The sequence below is a fragment of the Arthrobacter sp. R-11 genome (assembly GCF_049913155.1).
In the GTDB taxonomy this organism is placed as follows: domain Bacteria; phylum Actinomycetota; class Actinomycetes; order Actinomycetales; family Micrococcaceae; genus Arthrobacter.
The window spans coordinates 752,065-769,922 of sequence record NZ_CP183979.1 but is presented as its reverse complement, the minus strand read 5'-3'; the positions used below and the strand labels follow the sequence as shown (position 1 = coordinate 769,922).

Annotated in this window: 14 protein-coding genes and 2 tRNA genes; 12 read left to right on the top strand and 4 right to left on the bottom strand. The window is 67.2% G+C overall.

Annotation, left to right across the window (positions count from 1 at the left end):
* The first annotated feature begins 98 nt into the window (after window positions 1–98).
* Window positions 99–187 (top strand) — tRNA-Ser (locus ACN9M4_RS03520).
* An 83-nt stretch (window positions 188–270) separates the two neighbouring features.
* On the opposite strand, the gene ACN9M4_RS03515 is transcribed toward ACN9M4_RS03520, so the two are convergent.
* Window positions 271–2,430 (bottom strand): RecQ family ATP-dependent DNA helicase, encoded by a 2,160-nt coding sequence (locus ACN9M4_RS03515; RefSeq protein ID WP_426302192.1) that lies wholly within the window; start codon window positions 2,428–2,430, stop codon window positions 271–273.
* A 138-nt stretch (window positions 2,431–2,568) separates the two neighbouring features.
* Here ACN9M4_RS03515 and ACN9M4_RS03510 point away from each other — a divergent pair, with 138 nt between their 5' ends.
* The 4 genes from ACN9M4_RS03510 to ACN9M4_RS03495 all read left to right on the top strand — a co-directional run bounded on the left by ACN9M4_RS03510 (window position 2,569) and on the right by ACN9M4_RS03495 (window position 6,427).
* Entirely contained in the window at window positions 2,569–3,987 is a 1,419-nt protein-coding gene (locus ACN9M4_RS03510; RefSeq protein ID WP_426302191.1) for a phosphomannomutase/phosphoglucomutase, read from the top strand.
* 15 nt (window positions 3,988–4,002) lie between these two features.
* A complete protein-coding gene (locus tag ACN9M4_RS03505) occupies window positions 4,003–4,482 on the top strand; it encodes a hypothetical protein (RefSeq protein ID WP_426302190.1) in 480 nt (159 codons plus the stop codon).
* A 121-nt stretch (window positions 4,483–4,603) separates the two neighbouring features.
* Window positions 4,604–5,074: an RrF2 family transcriptional regulator gene (locus ACN9M4_RS03500; RefSeq protein WP_426302189.1), complete on the top strand. Its 471-nt coding sequence runs from the start codon at window positions 4,604–4,606 to the stop codon at window positions 5,072–5,074.
* A gap of 192 nt (window positions 5,075–5,266) precedes the next feature.
* Window positions 5,267–6,427: a globin domain-containing protein gene (locus tag ACN9M4_RS03495; RefSeq protein ID WP_426302188.1), complete on the top strand. Its 1,161-nt coding sequence runs from the start codon at window positions 5,267–5,269 to the stop codon at window positions 6,425–6,427.
* 99 nt (window positions 6,428–6,526) lie between these two features.
* On the opposite strand, the gene ACN9M4_RS03490 is transcribed toward ACN9M4_RS03495, so the two are convergent.
* Window positions 6,527–8,353, bottom strand: coding sequence for a phosphoenolpyruvate carboxykinase (GTP) (locus tag ACN9M4_RS03490; RefSeq protein ID WP_426302187.1), 1,827 nt, complete (start codon window positions 8,351–8,353; stop codon window positions 6,527–6,529).
* A gap of 295 nt (window positions 8,354–8,648) precedes the next feature.
* On the opposite strand from ACN9M4_RS03490, the gene ACN9M4_RS03485 reads away from it, so the two are divergent.
* Window positions 8,649–8,722, top strand: a tRNA-Arg gene (locus ACN9M4_RS03485).
* 302 nt (window positions 8,723–9,024) lie between these two features.
* On the top strand, window positions 9,025–10,203 hold the full coding sequence (locus tag ACN9M4_RS03480) for an amidohydrolase (protein ID WP_426303374.1): 1,179 nt from the start codon (window positions 9,025–9,027) through the stop codon (window positions 10,201–10,203).
* 68 nt (window positions 10,204–10,271) lie between these two features.
* On the opposite strand, the gene ACN9M4_RS03475 is transcribed toward ACN9M4_RS03480, so the two are convergent.
* A complete protein-coding gene (locus ACN9M4_RS03475) occupies window positions 10,272–10,988 on the bottom strand; it encodes a FadR/GntR family transcriptional regulator (protein ID WP_426302186.1) in 717 nt (238 codons plus the stop codon).
* Between the two features lie 207 nt (window positions 10,989–11,195).
* Here ACN9M4_RS03475 and ACN9M4_RS03470 point away from each other — a divergent pair, with 207 nt between their 5' ends.
* From ACN9M4_RS03470 to ACN9M4_RS03450, 5 genes are all read left to right on the top strand, one after another.
* Window positions 11,196–12,665, top strand: a complete 1,470-nt coding sequence (locus tag ACN9M4_RS03470) for a dihydrolipoyl dehydrogenase family protein (protein WP_426302185.1) — start codon at window positions 11,196–11,198, stop codon at window positions 12,663–12,665.
* 69 nt (window positions 12,666–12,734) lie between these two features.
* Window positions 12,735–13,475: an ABC transporter ATP-binding protein gene (locus ACN9M4_RS03465; RefSeq protein WP_426302184.1), complete on the top strand. Its 741-nt coding sequence runs from the start codon at window positions 12,735–12,737 to the stop codon at window positions 13,473–13,475.
* A complete protein-coding gene (locus ACN9M4_RS03460) occupies window positions 13,472–15,508 on the top strand; it encodes a YhgE/Pip family protein (RefSeq protein ID WP_426302183.1) in 2,037 nt (678 codons plus the stop codon). The genes ACN9M4_RS03465 and ACN9M4_RS03460 overlap by 4 nt, the downstream gene beginning before the upstream one ends.
* On the top strand, window positions 15,505–16,140 hold the full coding sequence (locus ACN9M4_RS03455; RefSeq protein WP_426302182.1) for a TetR/AcrR family transcriptional regulator: 636 nt from the start codon (window positions 15,505–15,507) through the stop codon (window positions 16,138–16,140). The genes ACN9M4_RS03460 and ACN9M4_RS03455 overlap by 4 nt, the downstream gene beginning before the upstream one ends.
* Window positions 16,141–16,223: 83 nt before the next feature.
* Window positions 16,224–16,832 carry a hypothetical protein gene (locus ACN9M4_RS03450; protein ID WP_426302181.1) on the top strand — a complete coding sequence of 203 codons (609 nt, stop codon included), beginning with the start codon at window positions 16,224–16,226 and terminating at the stop codon, window positions 16,830–16,832.
* A gap of 46 nt (window positions 16,833–16,878) precedes the next feature.
* On the opposite strand, the gene ACN9M4_RS03445 is transcribed toward ACN9M4_RS03450, so the two are convergent.
* On the bottom strand, window positions 16,879–17,802 hold the full coding sequence (locus tag ACN9M4_RS03445) for an EamA family transporter (protein WP_426302180.1): 924 nt from the start codon (window positions 17,800–17,802) through the stop codon (window positions 16,879–16,881).
* Window positions 17,803–17,858 lie beyond the last annotated feature (56 nt).

Genomic DNA, 17,858 nt, shown 5'->3' with positions numbered 1-17,858 from the left:
GTCCGGCGACGGTCTCCGGGCGCCGTAGCCGCAGGAACCGGCCGTTTTGCGCTGTACGCCGTGTTCTGCGTATCCTTGGTGGGCTAGCAATAGCAATTGGAGACGTGCCAGAGCGGCCGAATGGACTTCACTGCTAATGAAGGGTCGGGGTTAAACTCGACCGGGGGTTCAAATCCCCCCGTCTCCGCGTTTGGCCCCGGTCCTGGACCGGGGCCTTTTGCGTACCCGGGGGTCTTGTCTAGCGCGCCCCGTCAGCCCGCCCGCGCCCCGTCAGCCCGCTTGGGCGAGGACGAGCGGCAGCACCGCTCCTGCCCCGGCCTGCCGGAGGGCACGGCCGGCAACCGTCACACTCCACCGGCTGTCCACCAGGTCGTCAACCAGCAGGACGCTTCGTCCGGCCAGCGGGGCAAGTGCCTCCGCGAGCTCCGGGCCTACCACCAGGCGGTCCCAGACTCCGGCCAGGCGGTAGGCGCTGTTGCCTCCCCGGCCGCCGGTGGGTCCGCCGTGCTGAAGCTGCAGGGAACCGAGGTAGGGCATCCGTCCTATGCCGGCGATTCCCCGGGCCAGGGAGTCCACGAGCAACGGCTTGCTGCGCGAAGGCAGGCTGACGACGGCGGCCGGACGCTCCTGGCCACTCCAGCTGCCTTGGCCAGCGCTCCCTGTGGCCCATTCCTTCAGCACCTGGACGCAGGCCTGCAGCATGGCCGGATCCACCCCGCGGTCCGCGGCCCCCGCCGCGAACAGTTCCCGCAGGGCACCTCCCCAGCCAAGGTCGCTCAGGCGGGCCAAGGCTCGGCCTTCCGCGACGGTTTCCCCCGCCTTGATCCTGCCCTTCACGGCCACGCCCAGGCGGTCCATGCCACTGGGCCACTGCAGGCGCGCTTCAACGGCAACGCCTGCGCGGCTGAGCGTCCGGCCCGCGGCGTCGGCCGCTTCTGCCGCGATGTCCGACGGGAACCAGCGCCCCGCACAGTTGTCGCAGCGGCCGCACGGGCGCGCCGAATCGTCGTCCAGGACGGCGGTGATGTACTCCATCCGGCAGCCTGCAGTGTCCTCGTAGATGATCATCGAGTCCTGTTCATCGACCCTGGCCTCGGCAATCCGGGCGTAGCGTTCGGCATCGTAGAACCACGGTTGCCCGGTGGCCCGCCAACCGCCGCCGACCCGTTCCACTGCCCCGTCCACGGAAAGGACCTTCAACAGGAGCTCCAGGGGTGTGCGGCGCAGATCGACACGGGCCTCGAGGGCAACCGTGGACAGCGCGGTCCCGGCCTCCCCCAGCACCTGAAGCACGGCCGCAGCCTTTTCCTCGGAAGGCATGGAGGCGGTGGCAAAGTACTGCCAGATATCCCGGTCCTCCTGGCCTGGAAGCAGCAGGACGTCCGCGTTCGCGGCACCACGGCCGGCTCGGCCAACCTGCTGGTAGTACGCCACCGGGGAGGACGGTGCACCGAGGTGGATCACGAAGCCGAGGTCCGGCTTGTCGAAGCCCATGCCGAGCGCCGAAGTGGCAACGAGCGCCTTGACTTGGTTGTCCTTGAGGCGCTGTTCCGCCCGCTCCCTGTCCGCAGGGTCCGTGCGCCCGGTGTAGGCGAGGACCTCATGGCCGGCCTCCGCCAGGAGCCTTGCGGTATCCTCGGCGGCGGAGACGGTCAGGGCGTAGATGATGCCGCTGCCGGGCATGTCCGACAGGTGCGTCAGCAACCAACCGAGCCGGTCCCGTGAATTGGCCAGGTTCAGTACGCCGAGCCGCAACGATTCCCGCCCTAGGGAACCGCGGATGGTGAGCACCCCGGCGCCAAGCTGTTCCTCGATGTCGTGGACCACGCGCGAGTTTGCCGTGGCCGTGGTCGCAAGGACCGGGACGGTGCCCGGCAGGCGGTCGATCAGGTCCGCGATGCGCCGGTAGTCGGGCCGGAAGTCATGCCCCCAGTCGGAGATGCAGTGTGCTTCATCGATCACCAGAAGACCCGTGCTGCGGATCAGTTCCGGCAGCTGGTTCTCCCGGAACGTGGGGTTGGTGAGGCGTTCGGGCGAGACCAGCAGCACGTCGACTTCATCGGCCGCGAGCTGCGCGTGCACGGTGTCCCAATCCAGCTGGTTGGCCGAGTTGATCGCCACCGCCCGGACACCGGCGCGGGCCGCCGCCGCCACTTGGTCCCGCATCAGCGCCAACAGGGGCGACACGATGAGGGTGGGCCCGCTCCCCCGCCGCCGCAGCAGCAGGGAGGACACGAAGTAGACGGCCGATTTTCCCCAGCCGGTGCGCTGCACCACCAGAGCCCGGCGGCCGGCGTCGACGAGCGCCTCGATGGCCTCGTACTGGCCGTCGTGGAATCCTGCTTCCGGGTTGCCGACAAGCTCCCGGAGGACCTGCAGGGCTTCCTGGCGGGTGCTGGTGATTTCTGCGGTGTTTGGCTCCTGGGACATGGTTTCAGTATTCCAGCCGGGTCCGACAGCAAGTACCCGGGACCTTCGCTATGTGGACAACGGCGAAAGTTGTGAAGTCTGTCCACATACGGGGTCCGTGTGGGCGCCCGGCACCGCCGCCACAGTAGGATTGAGCGCGTGACTAGCGAGCAGAACAACACTTTCGACCTCTCGGCTTCCTTCAAGGCCTACGACGTCCGGGGCATCGTCGGCGAGACCATCAGCGCGGAAATCGTGAAAGCCGTCGGCGCCGCTTTTGTCGACACCCTTGGCCTTGCCGGCGAGACCGTCCTGGTCGGTGGGGACATGCGGCCGTCCTCGCCCGAGTTCATCAAGGCATTCGCCGACGGCGCATCCCGCCGCGGTGCCGATGTCCAGCTCCTGGACCTGATCTCCACCGATGAGCTCTACTACGCCTGCGGCGCGCTGAACGCAGCCGGGGCCACGTTCACCGCAAGCCACAACCCGGCCCAGTACAACGGCATCAAGATGGCGAAGGCCGGCGCCCAGCCGATCTCCTCGGAAACCGGCTTGAAGGAGATCCAGGCCCTCGCCGAGCAGTACCTGAACGAAGGCAAAATTCCCGAGGCGGAGACGCAGGGAACCATTGCCGTCCGCGATGTCCTGAAGGACTACTCCGCCTACCTGCGCAGGCTGGTGGACCTCAGCGGATCCCGTCCGCTGAAGGTGGTCGTCGACGCCGGCAACGGCATGGCGGGCCTGACCACCCCTGCCGTCCTCGGCGACGCCCTGCTCCCGGCCCTGCCGTTCGAAATCGTTCCGCTGTACTTCGAGCTGGACGGCTCCTTCCCGAACCACCCGGCCAACCCGCTCGAGCCGGAAAACCTCCGCGACCTGCAGGCCGCCGTCGTCAAGCACGGCGCGGACATCGGCTTGGCGTTCGACGGCGACGCCGACCGCTGCTTCGTGGTGGACGAAAAGGGCGAGCCCGTCTCGCCGTCGGCCATCACCGGAATGGTGGCGCGCCGCGAAATCGCGCGGGCAAAGGCCGGCGGCGAGGAAGTCCCGGTCATCATCCACAACCTGCTGACTTCCAAGGCCGTTCCGGAGCTGATCGAGGAAGACGGCGGCCGTCCGGTGCGCACCCGCGTTGGCCACTCCTTCATCAAGGCGGTCATGGCCGAGGAAGGCGCTGTGTTCGGCGGCGAACACTCCGCGCACTTCTACTTCCGTGATTTCTGGAACGCCGACACCGGCATGCTCGCTGCCATGCATGTCCTGGCCGCCCTGGGCGAGCAGGACGGACCGCTGTCCGAACTCGGCCGCCAGTACGAGCCCTACGTTTCCTCCGGTGAGATCAACTCCGAAATCGAAGACAAGGCAGCCGCGATCGAGCGCGTCCGTGCCGACTTCGAGGGTGAAGACATCGACATCGACCACATGGACGGCAGCACCTTCAGCGCGAAGGACGGCAGCTGGTGGTTCAACCTGCGTCCTTCCAACACTGAGCCCTTCCTGCGCCTGAACGCCGAGGCCAAAGACGCCGAAACCATGAGCGCGGTCCGCGACCGCGTTCTGGCCATCGTCCGCGGCTAGCAGGGAAGCAACGCCATGCCTGAAGACATCTCCCCCGACGCCGTTCAGCCGGATGCCCAGGAAACGGAGGACGCCCAGGAAACCATCTCGCGCGAACTGCGCGAAGTCCTGGGCGCCGCCCTCGGCACAGCCCAAGAGCACATGGAGCAGAACGGCGGTTTCCTGCCTTTCGGCGTCACCCTCGCCGACGACGACGAACTGCGCCTCGTGATGATCTCACCGGGTGAGCTGGATGCCGACGGGAACATCGACGCCGAGACGATGCTCACCGACGTCATCGAACTCCTGCGCCAGGGCCGCGAGGGGTACCGGGCTGTGGCGTTCGCAAGCGACGTCACCCTTCCCGAGCACGGCACGGACGGCATCCACGCCGCTGCCGAGCACCGCAGCGGCGGCCTGATGGCCGCCGTCGTGCCCTATGACGTCACGGCTGAAGGCTTCAGCTTCCGCCCGCTGGAGGCAGACGGCCACGACGCGGCGGTCTGGACGGGCTAGCTTGCCCGCCCTCGCAATAGCGGCCGGAATCCGGGCCGAAATCCGGCCAGGGCAGCCCGGCGGGACCGGTTTCCGGAGACCCGTTTCTGCATCAACGCCAAGCGCTGCTTAAGCTGAAGGCATGAAAATCAACGCGTTCGCCGATGTGAGCCTGCGCGCCGTCATGGTGCTGGCGGCGGCTCCGGGGGGCGCCCTGCTGACCACCCAGGCGGTGGCGGACGCCGTGGGAACTCCCTACAACCACGTCAGCAAGGCATTGGCGAGGCTGCGCGAGCTGGGGCTGATCGCCGTCGAACGGGGCAGGAACGGTGGATCACAGCTGACAACTGCCGGCCGCCGCGCGACGGTTGGCCAACTCCTGCGCCAGCTCGACAGCAGGCAGGATCCGGCCGAATGCCAGTCGCCCAACGGCGACTGCCCGCTCATCACCGAATGCAGCCTCCGGCGCGCCATGGGGCGCGCCCGCGAGGCCTTCTACCGCGAACTCGATTCCGTCGTGATTTCTTCCCTCCCCCATGCCCGCCAGATGGAACCCGTTTTCCACACGATCGGGCTGCGGCCGGACTTCCAGGAGCCGGCAGCCCGGCGCTGAGCGCGACGGCTGCCCGCATCTGAGCGCCGCCTGCGCGGCTGAGCTCCGCCTGTGCGGGCTCCCGCTGCAGCCCCAGACGCCGATTTGCACATCTTTTCTACGAAGAGTAGAAATTGATCCATAAATACTCGTATTTGAAATGCGTGTATTGATCGCCCGGGCGAACCGCCCGCCTAACCCGCAGGAGAATCAATGCTTTCCGAAAAGTCGCGTCCTGTCATCGAAGCCACTCTTCCCCTCGTCGGATCGAGGATCGGAGAGATCACCGCCGACTTCTACAAGCGCCTTTTCGCGGCACATCCGGAATTGCTGGATGGACTCTTCAGCCGCTCCAACCAGCGCTCCGGCGAACAGCAGCAGGCTCTCGCCGGAAGCATTGCGGCCTTCGCCACGCATCTGATCAACAACCCGGGCACCCTTCCCGAAGCCGTACTGTCACGGATTGCCCACAAGCACGCTTCCTTGGGAATCCGGGAGGAACAGTACGGCGTGGTCTATGAGCACCTTTTCGCAGCCATCGCCGCGGACCTGGCCGATGTCATCACCCCGGAAATCGCAGAAGCCTGGACCGAGGTCTACTGGCTCATGGCGGACGCACTCATCAAGATCGAAAAAGGCCTCTATGCGGCCCAGGCCAATAACCGGATGTGGATGCCCTGGCGCGTGGCTGCCACTACCCCGGCCGGGACGGACGCCCTGACCTTCATCCTTGAGCCGGCGGACGAAACCCCCGTCACGCCTGCATTTGCCGGCCAGTACATCAGCGTCAAGGTCCAACTGCCGGACGGCCTGCACCAGGTCCGCCAGTACTCGCTCTCGGCGGACGCCGGCACCAGCCGGACCTTCACCACCAAGCTCAACGACGGCGGCGAGGTTTCCACAGCGCTGCACAACGGCGTCGAGGCCGGCGACATCCTCCAGATTTCAAACCCCTATGGCGAGATCACGCTGAAGGAGGGGGACGGTCCCCTCGTCCTGGCATCCGCCGGCATCGGCTGCACGCCGATCGCCTCGATCCTGCGGTCCCTGGCCGATACTGCGACCGGGCGCCAGATACTGGTCCTCCACGCCGAGAACTCCATGGAGAGCTGGGCACTGCGGGACCAGATGACTGCGGACGTCGAGAGGATCGACGACGCCGAGTTGCAGCTCTGGCTCGAGGCTCCCCAGCCCGGAACGAAGGAAGGGTTCATGTCCCTGCGGGAGGTGGACCTGCCGGCCGACGCGTCCCTTTACCTATGCGGGCCGCTTCCCTTCATGAAGAAGATCCGCGATGAAGCCATCGACGCCGGCATCCCGGCCACGCGGATCCACTACGAAGTGTTCGGACCGGACGTCTGGCCCGCCAACTAACGGCGGGAACAAACCCAAAACACGACGGCGGCCCGTCACCTTCCCAATAGAAGGTGACGGGCCGCCGTCGTCTTAAGGACGCCGTTGTCCTTAAGAGGTCTAGGCCAGTCGGCTCTTCAGTCCGTCCAGCTCGGCCTGCAGGGCCGCGGGGAGGGACTCGCCGAACTTCGCGAACCATTCCTCGATGGAGGCCAGCTCGGTTTCCCATTCGGCCGGGTCCACGCGGACGGCCGCTTCGACCTCAGCCGGGGTCATGTCCAGGCCTTCCAGGTCGATGGACGCACCGGTGGGAACGAAACCGATGGGGGTCTCGACGGCGTCGGCCTTGCCTTCCAGGCGCTCGATGGCCCACTTGAGCACACGGGCGTTGTCTCCGAAGCCGGGCCAGGCGAAGCCGCCCTCGGCCGTACGGCGGAACCAGTTCACCAGGAAGATCTTCGGCAGGCGCTCCGGGTTGGCCTTGGCGGACAGGTTCACCCAGTGGTTCAGGTAGTCGCCTGCGTCGTAGCCAATGAACGGCAGCATGGCCATGGGGTCGCGGCGGACGACACCGACGGCGCCGGCTGCGGCAGCCGTGGTTTCGGAGGACAGCGTGGAGCCCATGAAGATGCCGTTGGACCAGTCGCGGGCCTCGGTAACCAGCGGGATAGTGGTCTTGCGGCGTCCGCCGAAGAGGATGGCGGACAGCTCGACGCCTTCTGGGCTGAAGTACTCCTCGGCCAGCATGTCGATCTGGTCGATCGGCGTGCAGAAGCGGGAGTTCGGGTGGGCCGCCGGGGTTCCGGACTCGGGCGTCCAGGAGTTGCCCTGCCAGTCGGTCAGGTGCGCCGGAGTTTCCTCCGTCATGCCTTCCCACCACACGCCGCCGTCGTCGGTCAGCGCCACGTTGGTGAAGATGCTGTTGCCCTTGGCGATGGCGCGCATGGCGTTCGGATTGGTCCCCCAACCGGTGCCCGGAGCAACCCCGAACAAGCCTGCTTCGGGGTTGACGGCACGGAGCTCGCCTTCCTTGCCGAAGCGCATCCAGGTGATGTCGTCGCCGAGGGTCTCGACCTTCCAGCCCTTGATCGTGGGATCAAGCAACGCGAGGTTGGTCTTGCCGCAAGCGGAGGGAAACGCAGCAGAGACGTAGTAGGTCTTCTGCTCCGGCGAGGTGAGCTTGAGGATGAGCATGTGCTCGGCCAGCCAGCCCTCGTCACGGGCCATGACCGAAGCGATACGCAGGGCGTAGCACTTCTTGCCCAGGAGGGCGTTGCCGCCGTAACCGGAACCGAAGGACCAGATGGACCGCTCTTCGGGGAAGTGCACGATCCACTTCTCCGGGTTGCACGGCCACGAAACGTCGGCCTGGCCGGCCTCCAGCGGCGCACCCAGGGAGTGCAGGGCCGGCACGAAGAAAGCGTCAGTCTCGGTGATGCGATTAAGCACGTCGGTGCCGATGCGGGCCATGATGCGCATGGAAGCCACCACGTAGGCGGAGTCGGTGATCTCGACGCCGAACTTGGGATCCTCGGCATCCAGGTGACCCATGACGAAGGGGATCACGTACATGGTGCGCCCGCGCATGGAGCCGGCGAACAGTCCGCGCAGCTTCTGCTTCATCTCGGCCGGGGCCATCCAGTTGTTGGTGAAGCCTGCGTCGCGCTCGTTCTCGGAGCAGATGAAGGTCTGCTCTTCGACGCGGGCAACGTCTGCCGGATCGGAGAACGCCGCGAAGGAATTCGGGAAGGTCTCCGGGTTCAGCGGCTTCAGCGTGCCGGCAGCGACGAGTTCCTCAGTCAGGGCCTTGTATTCGCCCTCGCTGCCGTCCACCCAGTGGATGCGGTCAGGCTGGGTAAGTTCAGCTACTTCCTCAACCCAGGCCAGCAGGCGTGCGTGCGTGGTGGGTGCCTTCTCAAGCAGCGGCAGTCGCGCCAGGTCGCCCATTGCAGTTCCCTTCGTCGGGGTCGGTGGTGTGTCCTAAATGCTAGGTCTCGCGGAGTAGACCATTTAGGCCTAGGACGTGGGATCTCATGGGCCTTTCGGAGCAAACCCCCGGAAAATCAACGCTTGCGACCCAAAAACCGGCGATTTTAGTGAGCAAGGTCACATAGACCGGTATAGTTGCCCAGATTACATGCCGTCGATTTGGCGGTTAGGCGGATCTCGCGTAAAGTTTATTGAGGTTCGGGGGGCGAGCGAAAAAGCGAAGCCCACGAACCACGGTGTGAAAGCACAGAATGCGCCCATAGCTCAGCTGGATAGAGCGTCTGTCTACGGAACAGAAGGTCAGGGGTTCGAATCCCTTTGGGCGCACAGACAAGGCCCGTACCGCTTCGGCGGTACGGGCCTTTTTCGTTGTCTTTTTTCGTCATAGAGTTCGACGGCGGCCCGGACTTCCGGCAGGTGCGGCGGCCCCTCAATACGGTGGAAGCCGGCAGCCGCAGCGCGGCACCGCGCATCAACGCCGACAGAAACGAGACCTGGCCATGACCGAGGCACTCCCCCAGTACGACAACCAGTCCGGCATCCAGCCCGACAACCAGTCCGGCATCCAGCCCGATGGCGCACCCTCTGCCGCACTCCGCGGAGAGCTCAGCGAGGAGCTCCGCGGCCGGATGCACTCCATGTACAAGCATCTGCACGCCAATCCCGAACTCTCCATGCAGGAGCACGCTACGGCGCGCTTCATCGCCGAGCGGCTCGACGCCCTGGGCATCGGCAACTTCGCTTGCGGCAGCACAGGCGTCGTAGGCGTGCTGCGCAACGGCGACGGACCGGTGATCGGATTCCGGGCGGACACCGACGGTTTGCCGATCCTTGAAGACACGGGCCTCGACTACGCCAGCACGGCGCGCGGAATACTGGCCGACGGAACCGGGGTGCCGGTAATGCACGGCTGCGGCCACGACACCCACGTCACCACGCTGCTGACGGCGGCCGAACTGCTGGCCGGTGCCACGGAGTCCTGGAGCGGCACCGTCGTCTTCATCTTCCAGCCGGGCGAAGAAACCGCCGCCGGGGCGCAGGCCATGATCGAGGACGGAATCTGGGACAAGGCACCGCGCCCGGAAATCATCTACGGCCAGCACGTCATGGGAAACGAAGCCGGGACCATCAACATCAGCATCGGCAACGCCATGGCGATGGCCGACTCCTTGAAGGTCACGGTGTTCGGACGGCAGTCCCATGGTTCACAGCCCCAGGTGGCCATCGACCCGATCGTCCTCGGCGCCCAGATGGTGCTCCGGCTCCAGACGATCGTGTCCCGGGAGGTCCACCCGCTGAAGGCAGCGGTGGTGACAGTAGGCACCTTCCACGCCGGGTTGAAGGAGAACATCATCCCCGCCACCGCCGAGTTCACCCTGAACATCCGAACCCTGGAGCCGGAGGTCCGCGCCCAGGTCCTGGCGGCCGTCCGCAGGATCATCCTGGCGGAGGCCGATGCCTCCGGTGCGCCGCTGCCGGAGATCACAGAGCTCTACACCTTCCCGCGCAACTACAACCAACCCGCCGCTACCGAACAGCTGATCGAGGCCTTCCGCGCAGCGCTGGGGGCGGAAAACGTGGCCGTAGTGGAGCCGATGATGGGCAGCGAGGACTTCGGCGCCTTCGCCGAGGCGATCGGCGTGCCGTCGGTGTACTGGATGTTCGGTGGCATGAGCCGGGAAGTGCTCGACTCCGGCCGGCCTGTACCGATGAACCATTCGCCGTACTTCGCCCCGGTCATCGAGCCGACTCTGAGCACGGGCGTGCGGGCGGCCCTGGCGGCGATCCTGTCCAAGCTCGGGAAGTAGTACGACGGCGGGCGCCCGTCACAGCTGCCCCCCGTACCGACGTCGTGCAAACCGCGCCGGAGCCGGCCTCAGCGGCCGGCCACCAGAGCGGCGATCCTCTCCCGCAGTTCTTCGAAACGGGAAGCGAGCAACCCCCCGGCAGCGGCAGCGTCCCCCGCGGCAACGGCGTCGTAGATCTTCCGGTGCAGCGCCGCAACGGCCGCGGCATCTTCCTGTGAGGGGCCTGCCTCCAGCTGGATCCTGCGGTAGACCTTCCAAAAGACCCCCAGCAGTTGCTGCAGCAGATCGTTGCCGAGCGGTTCGAACAAGCGGCGGTGGAACTCTGCGTCGGCCGCGGCGGTGTGCCCGCCCGCCTGGGCGAGCTCCTCCATATGCTCAACGGACTCAGCCAGCCGGGCGAGCTGCCCGGGCGCGGTTGCCGCGACGGCGGCCGGCAGGAGCCCGGATTCCAAGGCCTCGCGGATGCCAAGCAGCTGGAGTGCATCCTCCCCGCCCTGCCGCAGGGACAAGCGGCTGCGGAACACGAGGCCGTCCGCGAAGGCGTCGAAATTGCTCGGGGCAACGAACATCCCGAAGCCGTGCCGGATCTCGATCACGCCCATCGCCTGCAGGACCTTGAGCGACTCGCGCAGCGTGTTGCGCCCCACCCCGAGGGACGCCGCGAGTTCGCTTTCCGTGGGCAGGGGATCGCCGGCTTCAAGTTCCCGTTCAAGGATCAGGTCCATGATGTCCGACTGCAGGGCCCTGAGCCGGGTCTGGGCGCTGTACCGCGCCTGCCGAACCATGCCGGATTCCACCCGTGCCCCCTCCCGAGACGGACGCCGTCCGGCCGGTCCGCAGGGACTGCCGCGAACGTTCCGGTGACGATGTTGAAGCGAGCTTAGTGCGCCGCCCCGCCCATCTCAAGACAATATCGGATGTCCCATCTCTGCCCGAGAAACAGCCTGCTGGCCCCGGATACCGCGGCGAAAGGACAGGCGTAGGCTTCTCTCATGACTGAGGAGCGCTCCCGGGAATTCGACGTCATCGTGATCGGTGCCGGAGCCGCCGGCGAAAACGTCGCCGACCGCGTCGTCCGGGGAGGCCTCACGGCAGCCATCGTCGAATCCGAACTGGTCGGCGGGGAATGCTCTTACTGGGCCTGTATTCCGTCGAAGGCCCTGCTCCGTCCGGGAACAGCCCTGCATGGTGCCCAGTCCGTACCCGGCGCTGCAGATTCCGTCACCAAGGTCCTGGACCCGGTGCCCGTGCTGAAGTACCGGGACTACTTCACGAACCGGTGGCAGGACGACGGCGGCGTCCAGTGGTTGACCGATACCGGGATCGAGCTGGTGCGCGGCGTAGCCCGCATCACCGGGCCTCGCGAGGTCCAGGTGGACGGCGTGGACGGCAACAGCTACGCGCTCAAGGCGCGGCACGCCGTCGTCATCGCCACCGGCTCGACCCCCATCATTCCGGACATTCCCGGCCTCCGCTCGGCCCCCTACTGGACGACGCGCGGCGCCACCTCGGCCCGCGAAGTACCGGAGCGCTTCGTGGTGCTGGGAGGCGGCGTTGCCGGCGTCGAAATCGCGCAGGCTTTTGCCCGGCTGGGATCGCTGGTGTCGGTGGTCGCGCGCAGCAGGCTGCTCAGCGCTTTCCCGGAGGAGGCGGCGGAGCTGGTTGCGGCCGGTCTGCGCGCCGACGGCGTGGCCCTGCACACCGGCACCGCGGTTCTCAGCGTGCGGACGAATGAACAGTCGTTCTCCGTCACGCTGGACGACGGCAAGGTCCTGGACGCTGACAAGCTCCTGGTGGCGACAGGCCGCAGGCCCGCACTGGACAATCTGGGGCTGGAGAGCGTCGGGCTCGTCGAAGCGGAGGACGACGGCGGCCCGCCGGCGTTGCGCATCAGCACCGATTCGACCGGTCTCGTGGAAGGTGCCGCGAGCGATGGAACCAGCGGGCTGTGGCTCTACGCCGCGGGCGACGCCGCGGGCACCCCGTTGCTGACCCATCAAGGGAAGTACAGCGCGCGGGCAACCGGCGACGCAATCGTCGCCCGGGCCGAAGGCAAGCTGCACCGCGCCCCGAGACCCTGGAGCAACGTCACCAGCACGGCGAACGAGCACGCGGTGCCCAGTGTTGTCTTCACCGATCCCGAAGTGGCCAACGTGGGCCTGAGCCTGGGCCAGGCTCAGGAACGCGGCATCCGGGCCGGCACCGTGGAGCTGCCCATCAACGTTTCGGGCTCGCAGCTATACGCGGAGAACTACCGCGGGTGGGCGCAGCTGGTGGTCGACGAGGACAGGCGCGTGCTGCTCGGAGCCACCTTCGCGGGACCCGGCGTGGCGGAACTGCTGCACGGGGCCACGATCGCGATCGTGGGCGAAGTGACATTGGAGCGCCTGTGGCATGCGGTGCCGTCCTTCCCGACGCTGAGCGAAGTGTGGTTGAGACTCCTGGAGAAGTACGGTCTGTGAGCTCTATTTGAACTGACTAGTCAGTTCAAATAGAATGGAGGTGACATCAGGCTCTCGAAAGGTCCATCGGTGCTCACCGCACAGGAACTCCAGATCAACGGCCGCCGCGCCGACCTCCTGCCGCCCACCTCCCTCGAGGTCAGCCGCGGCCAGCTTCTGCTCATCAGCGGCGACGGGCAGGAACAGCGCACCGCCCTCGCCCTCGCACTCAGCGGCCGGATGAAGCCGGGAAGCGGCCGGCTCAGCTGGGACGGCGCAGCCAAGACCAAGAGAATCCGCTCCGCGAGCGCACTGCTCGACTCCCCCGGCGTCAACGAGCCCGAACAGCACCTGAGCGTGCGCGACCTCGTCACCGAGGACCTTGCGCTCATCCCGCGCCGATACCGCGGCGCCCTGCTCAGCAAGCCCTGGCTCAAGGTGAACAGCTTCGAGGACATCGCCGGACTCTGGATCGAACAGCTCCCTCCGGCGCGGCGCCTTGAACTGCTGACCGCCCTCGCCCTCGCCGACCCCGCCGTCGACCTCCTGGCCTTCGACTCGCCGGACCGGCACAGCTCCGACCCTGCGGACTGGCTCCCCCGCCTTGAGCAGTTGGCGCGCGACGCCGGGCGGCCGCTCGCCGTCGCCGCGGTCGTTTCCGCCCTCCCGGACGGCTGGGACGGCGCCTCCGCCGAGATCGGCAACGCCATTCCGGAAACTGCCGAGGAACCGGCCGCCGAAGAAGAGCCCGACGACGAGCCCGCCGCCCCGGCGGCGGCGGACGATCCGGGTCCCTCCACTACCGACACCCTGCAAAGGACCGCAAAGTGACTGTTCTGCGGCTGGCCCGCTCCGAACTCAAGCGCATGACCGGCGGGCTGCTGCCCAAGCTGACCATCCTGGCGCTGACCATGGTTCCCCTGCTTTACGGCGCCGTGTACCTGTACGCGAACTGGGACCCCTACGGAAACCTGGACAAGATCGATGCCGCCCTGGTGGTGCAGGACGCCGGCGCCGCGTCCTCGGATGGCACCGAATTGCAGGCCGGCCGCAAGGTGGCCGATTCCCTGGTGGAAGGCCACGTCTTCAACTGGCAGCAGGTGGCCACGGCGGAGGAAGCGGACGCCGGGGTGCAGAGCGGCAAATACGCCTTCGCCCTGAAGATCCCCAAGGACTTCTCGGCCAACCTCGTCTCGCCGGGCAGCTTCGACGCCGCCAACCAGGCCATGCTGAACGTCACCACCAACGACGCCAACAACTACCTGCTGAGCACCATCGTGGACAAGCTCACCACTGCCGTGCATTCCACCGTGGCCAAGGAAGTGGGCGAGGAAACGGCCAACCAGCTCCTCACCGGCTTCGGCACCATCCATGCCCAGATCGTCAAGGCTGCGGACGGTGCGGCCAAACTGGCGGACGGCGTCGGAAAGCTCAGTTCCGGGGCAGCCTCCCTCCACGACGGCACCAGCCAGCTCCGCAGCGGCGCGGGCGAACTCGTCGCCGGGCAGACCAAGTTGCGCGACGGCGCGAAGCAGCTCGATGACGGGGCCGGCCAGCTCAGCGCAGGCCTCGGCGAACTCAAGGACAAGACCGCCAGCCTCCCCGCGGATACCAGGAAACTCGCCGACGGCGCCGCCCAGGTGGCCGCCGGAAACGCCCAGTTGAACGCGAAGGTGCAGGACGTCGTCGGGCAGCTGGAAGCGTTCGACGCCGGCGCGCGTGACCGCGTGATCGCGGCCAATGCCCGGCTCATGGAGGCAGGGGTCATCGACCAGGAGCAGGCGGACAAGATCCTGGCCGACTACGACGCCGCGGCGGGCTCCGCGCCGGTCGCCGACGCGAAGGCGAAGATCGCCGCCGACGCCGCGAAGATCCAGCAGCTCTCGGACGGCTCGGCAGCGGTCAGCGCCGGTGCCGCGAAGTTCGCCGCCGCAACCCCCGCCCTGACCGGGGCGATCGGCAAGGCCTCGGCGGGTGCCGATCAGCTCAGCGCCGGTGCAGCGACGCTCGCCGCCGGCCAGCAGACGGCCCTGAACGGCGCTTCCGCACTGGCGGATGGTGCCGCGAAGCTCGACGACGGCGCGGCCCAGCTCGCGAGCGGCGCCGCCACCGCCGCGGACGGTTCGCGCACCCTGGCGAACGAACTGGCCAAGGGTGCCGGCAAGATCCCGAACCCGGATGACTCCCAGAAGAGCGAAGTCTCCAAGGTGATCGCAGATCCTGTGGCCGTGAACAAAGTCTCGCAGGCCAAGGCCGGATCCTACGGTGCCGGGCTCGCGCCGTTCTTCCTGACCCTTGCCCTGTGGATCGGCGTGTTCATGCTGGTGCAGGCCATGCGGCCCATCACCCAGCGCGCCCTGGCTTCGAATGCGCCCTCCTGGAAGATCGCCGTGGGCGGTTGGCTGCCGTTTTTCGCGGTGTCCGTGCTGCAGGCCAGCATCCTGACCCTCGTGGTGAACTTCGGCCTGGGGTTGAACCCGGTGCATCCGGTGCTGATGTGGCTGTTCATGCTTGCCGCCGCGATGGCGTTCAGCGCGCTCATCCAGGGTGTGGTGGCCTTGCTCGGGACCCCCGGCAAGTTCGTGGTGCTGATCCTGCTGGTGCTGCAGCTGGTGTCCTCCGGCGGCACTTTCCCCTGGCAGACCACCCCGGAACCGCTGCATGTGGTGCACCAGATCATGCCGATGGGCTACGTTGTCACTGGCATGCGGCACCTGGTGTACGGCGGGGAGCTGTCGATGATCCTGCCCACCGTGCTCGGGCTCCTCGGCTACACTCTGCTGGGCGCGGCACTGTCCACCCTGGCCGTGCGCAAGCACAAGTACTGGACCCTGAAGACCCTCAAGCCGGAGATCGCCGTATGAGCACCGAGGACAGCACCGAGGACAAAGCCACCCAGCAGAAGCGGCTTCGCCCTGCACGGACCAACGCCACCAAGCAGCGCCTGTTCGAGGCGTCGATGGAACTGATCGGCGAGCGCGGGGCGGCCGGCGTCACGGTGGACGAGATCGCGGCTGCGGCCGGGGTGTCCAAAGGCACGGTGTACTACAACTTCGGCAGCAAGTCCGACCTGATTGCCCAGTTGCTGCGCCACGGCGTCGACATCATGCTCGAGCGCCTGCAGGGCATCGCAGACCCGGAGGCCGATCCCCTGGACGCCATGGAGGCCATGCTGGGCCAGGCCATGGACTTCATGGACGACTATCCCTCATTCGCCCGGCTCTGGGTCAGTGAAAACTGGAAGACGCCGAACGAATGGGGCCAGCTCTTCGCGGAGCTGCGTGCCGAACTGATTGCGGTGATCGGGGCGGCCTTGGAAAACGTGGCCCGGAAATACCCCGTGGACGGCCGTGTGGCGCGCGGCAGCCTGGAAGCGGCGATGTTCGGGGCCATCTTCGTGGTGGGCCTGGACCGCCAGACGTACAACCCGGAGCGCAGCAAGGAACAGGGTGTGGCCGCGGTGATGACCCTCATGCACGGCTACGTGCTGCGATAACGGTACGCAACTGCAATCTGCCGCGGCGTGGCGGGAGCAATGGCTACGGCGTCCGCTCAGGGATGATTGATGCCATGCGTCGTATGGGGAACAGTGGAAAGCTCGCGGTCATTTCCGCAGTGGTGGCCGGGGCCTTGCTGGTCCTGGCGGCGATCACCCTCGAAGAGTGGGTCCTGTTCATGTTCTTCGGGGCCGTGGTCCTGGGCTACCTGGCGTCCCTCACCCAGGTCCTCGCCCGGCGACGCTACCTGGTCCTGGCCTTGGCTTTCGTCGGCTCCACCCTGTTCATTGCCTTCGGCATCGCCTTCCTGCGCATGTGGGGCCTGGCCTTCACCCTGAGCGAGAACTCCCTGGGCAGTGCGGTCAGCAGCAAGGACTCGGACATCTACTTCTACCTCTCCCTCGCCGCCGGCGCCGCTTCCCTCGTGCTGCTCTTCGCCGGGGCCATCTGGCCCGCCCGCCGGACCGCTCCGGCGCGCCCTTCAGGGCGCAAGCCCGCCTCCCGCCCTACCCGCCGGCCCACCGGAAAGGCGGCGCCCGCGGCTGCCAGGCGCCCGGCGTCGGGTACTGCCCGGCGTCCCGCCGCAAAGGTGCCGCCGGCTCCTGCGAAGCGGCCGACGTCGGGAGCTGCGTCCCAGCCCAAGGCGCCCGCCAATCCGTCCCGGCAAAGCTCCTCCGCCCGGCGCCGCTGACCCAAGTAGCTCGCAGTTAATGTCGTTTTGAGCGCTCAAAACGACATTAACTGCGAGTCAGTTGGGGAACCTTCAGGGGTAATGCCTGCCGTCGCCGCTGCAGCACCGCGACGGCGACGCCTGCCAGGAGGATCAACCCGCCTGCCAGCTCGGCCGGCGTCGGGACCTCTGCGAGGAACAACCAGGCTGCCGTCATCCCGACCACCGGGACGAGCAGCGTGAACGGCACCACTGCCGATCCCGGGTACAGGCCGAGGAGCCGGTTCCAGATTCCGTAGCCGAGCAGCGAGGCGAACACGGCTGTGTAGAGGGCGCTGAGGATCGTGGCGGGCTGCAGCTGCGCGAGCGTCCCGAAGACGGAGTCCGGACCGTCGACCAGCAGGGACAGCGCCGCGAGCGGAATCGGCACCACGGCCCCGGACCACACCACCAGGCCAAGCCCGGAGGCCGCCTTGGCCTGGCGCGCGATCACATTCCCGATCGCCCAGGACAGCGCCGCGGCGAGCACGATCATTAGTGGCACCACCGGGGCCACGAGGCTCCGGCCGACGGCCACCACGGCCAGCCCCGCAACTCCGAGCACCACCCCGGCCAGCTGCCGCTTCCCCGGCCTTTCGCCGAGGAAGCGGGCGGCGAGCAGCACCGTCAGCAGCACCTGCGCCTGGAGGACGAGCGAGGCCAGCCCTGCGGGCATGCCCAGCGCCATGCCCAGGTAGAGCAGGCCGAACTGCCCGGCGCTCATGAAGAGCCCGACGCCGGCGATCGCTTTCCAGCCGACGTCCGGTTTGGGGATGAAGAAGATGCAGGGGAAGACCACCAGCACGAAGCGGATCGCGACGAACAGCAGCGGCGGGACCTCGGCGGTGCCGCCGTGCCCGTCGGAAGGGTGCAGGCCGACATCGATGGCGACGAAGTTGAGTCCCCAAAGGACGGCGACCAGGACGGCGAGGGCGGAGTGGCGTAGGTTCACGGTCCAACTGTCGCACTCCCGTACCGTGAAGCACCAGCGTTGAATTCTTCATGCAA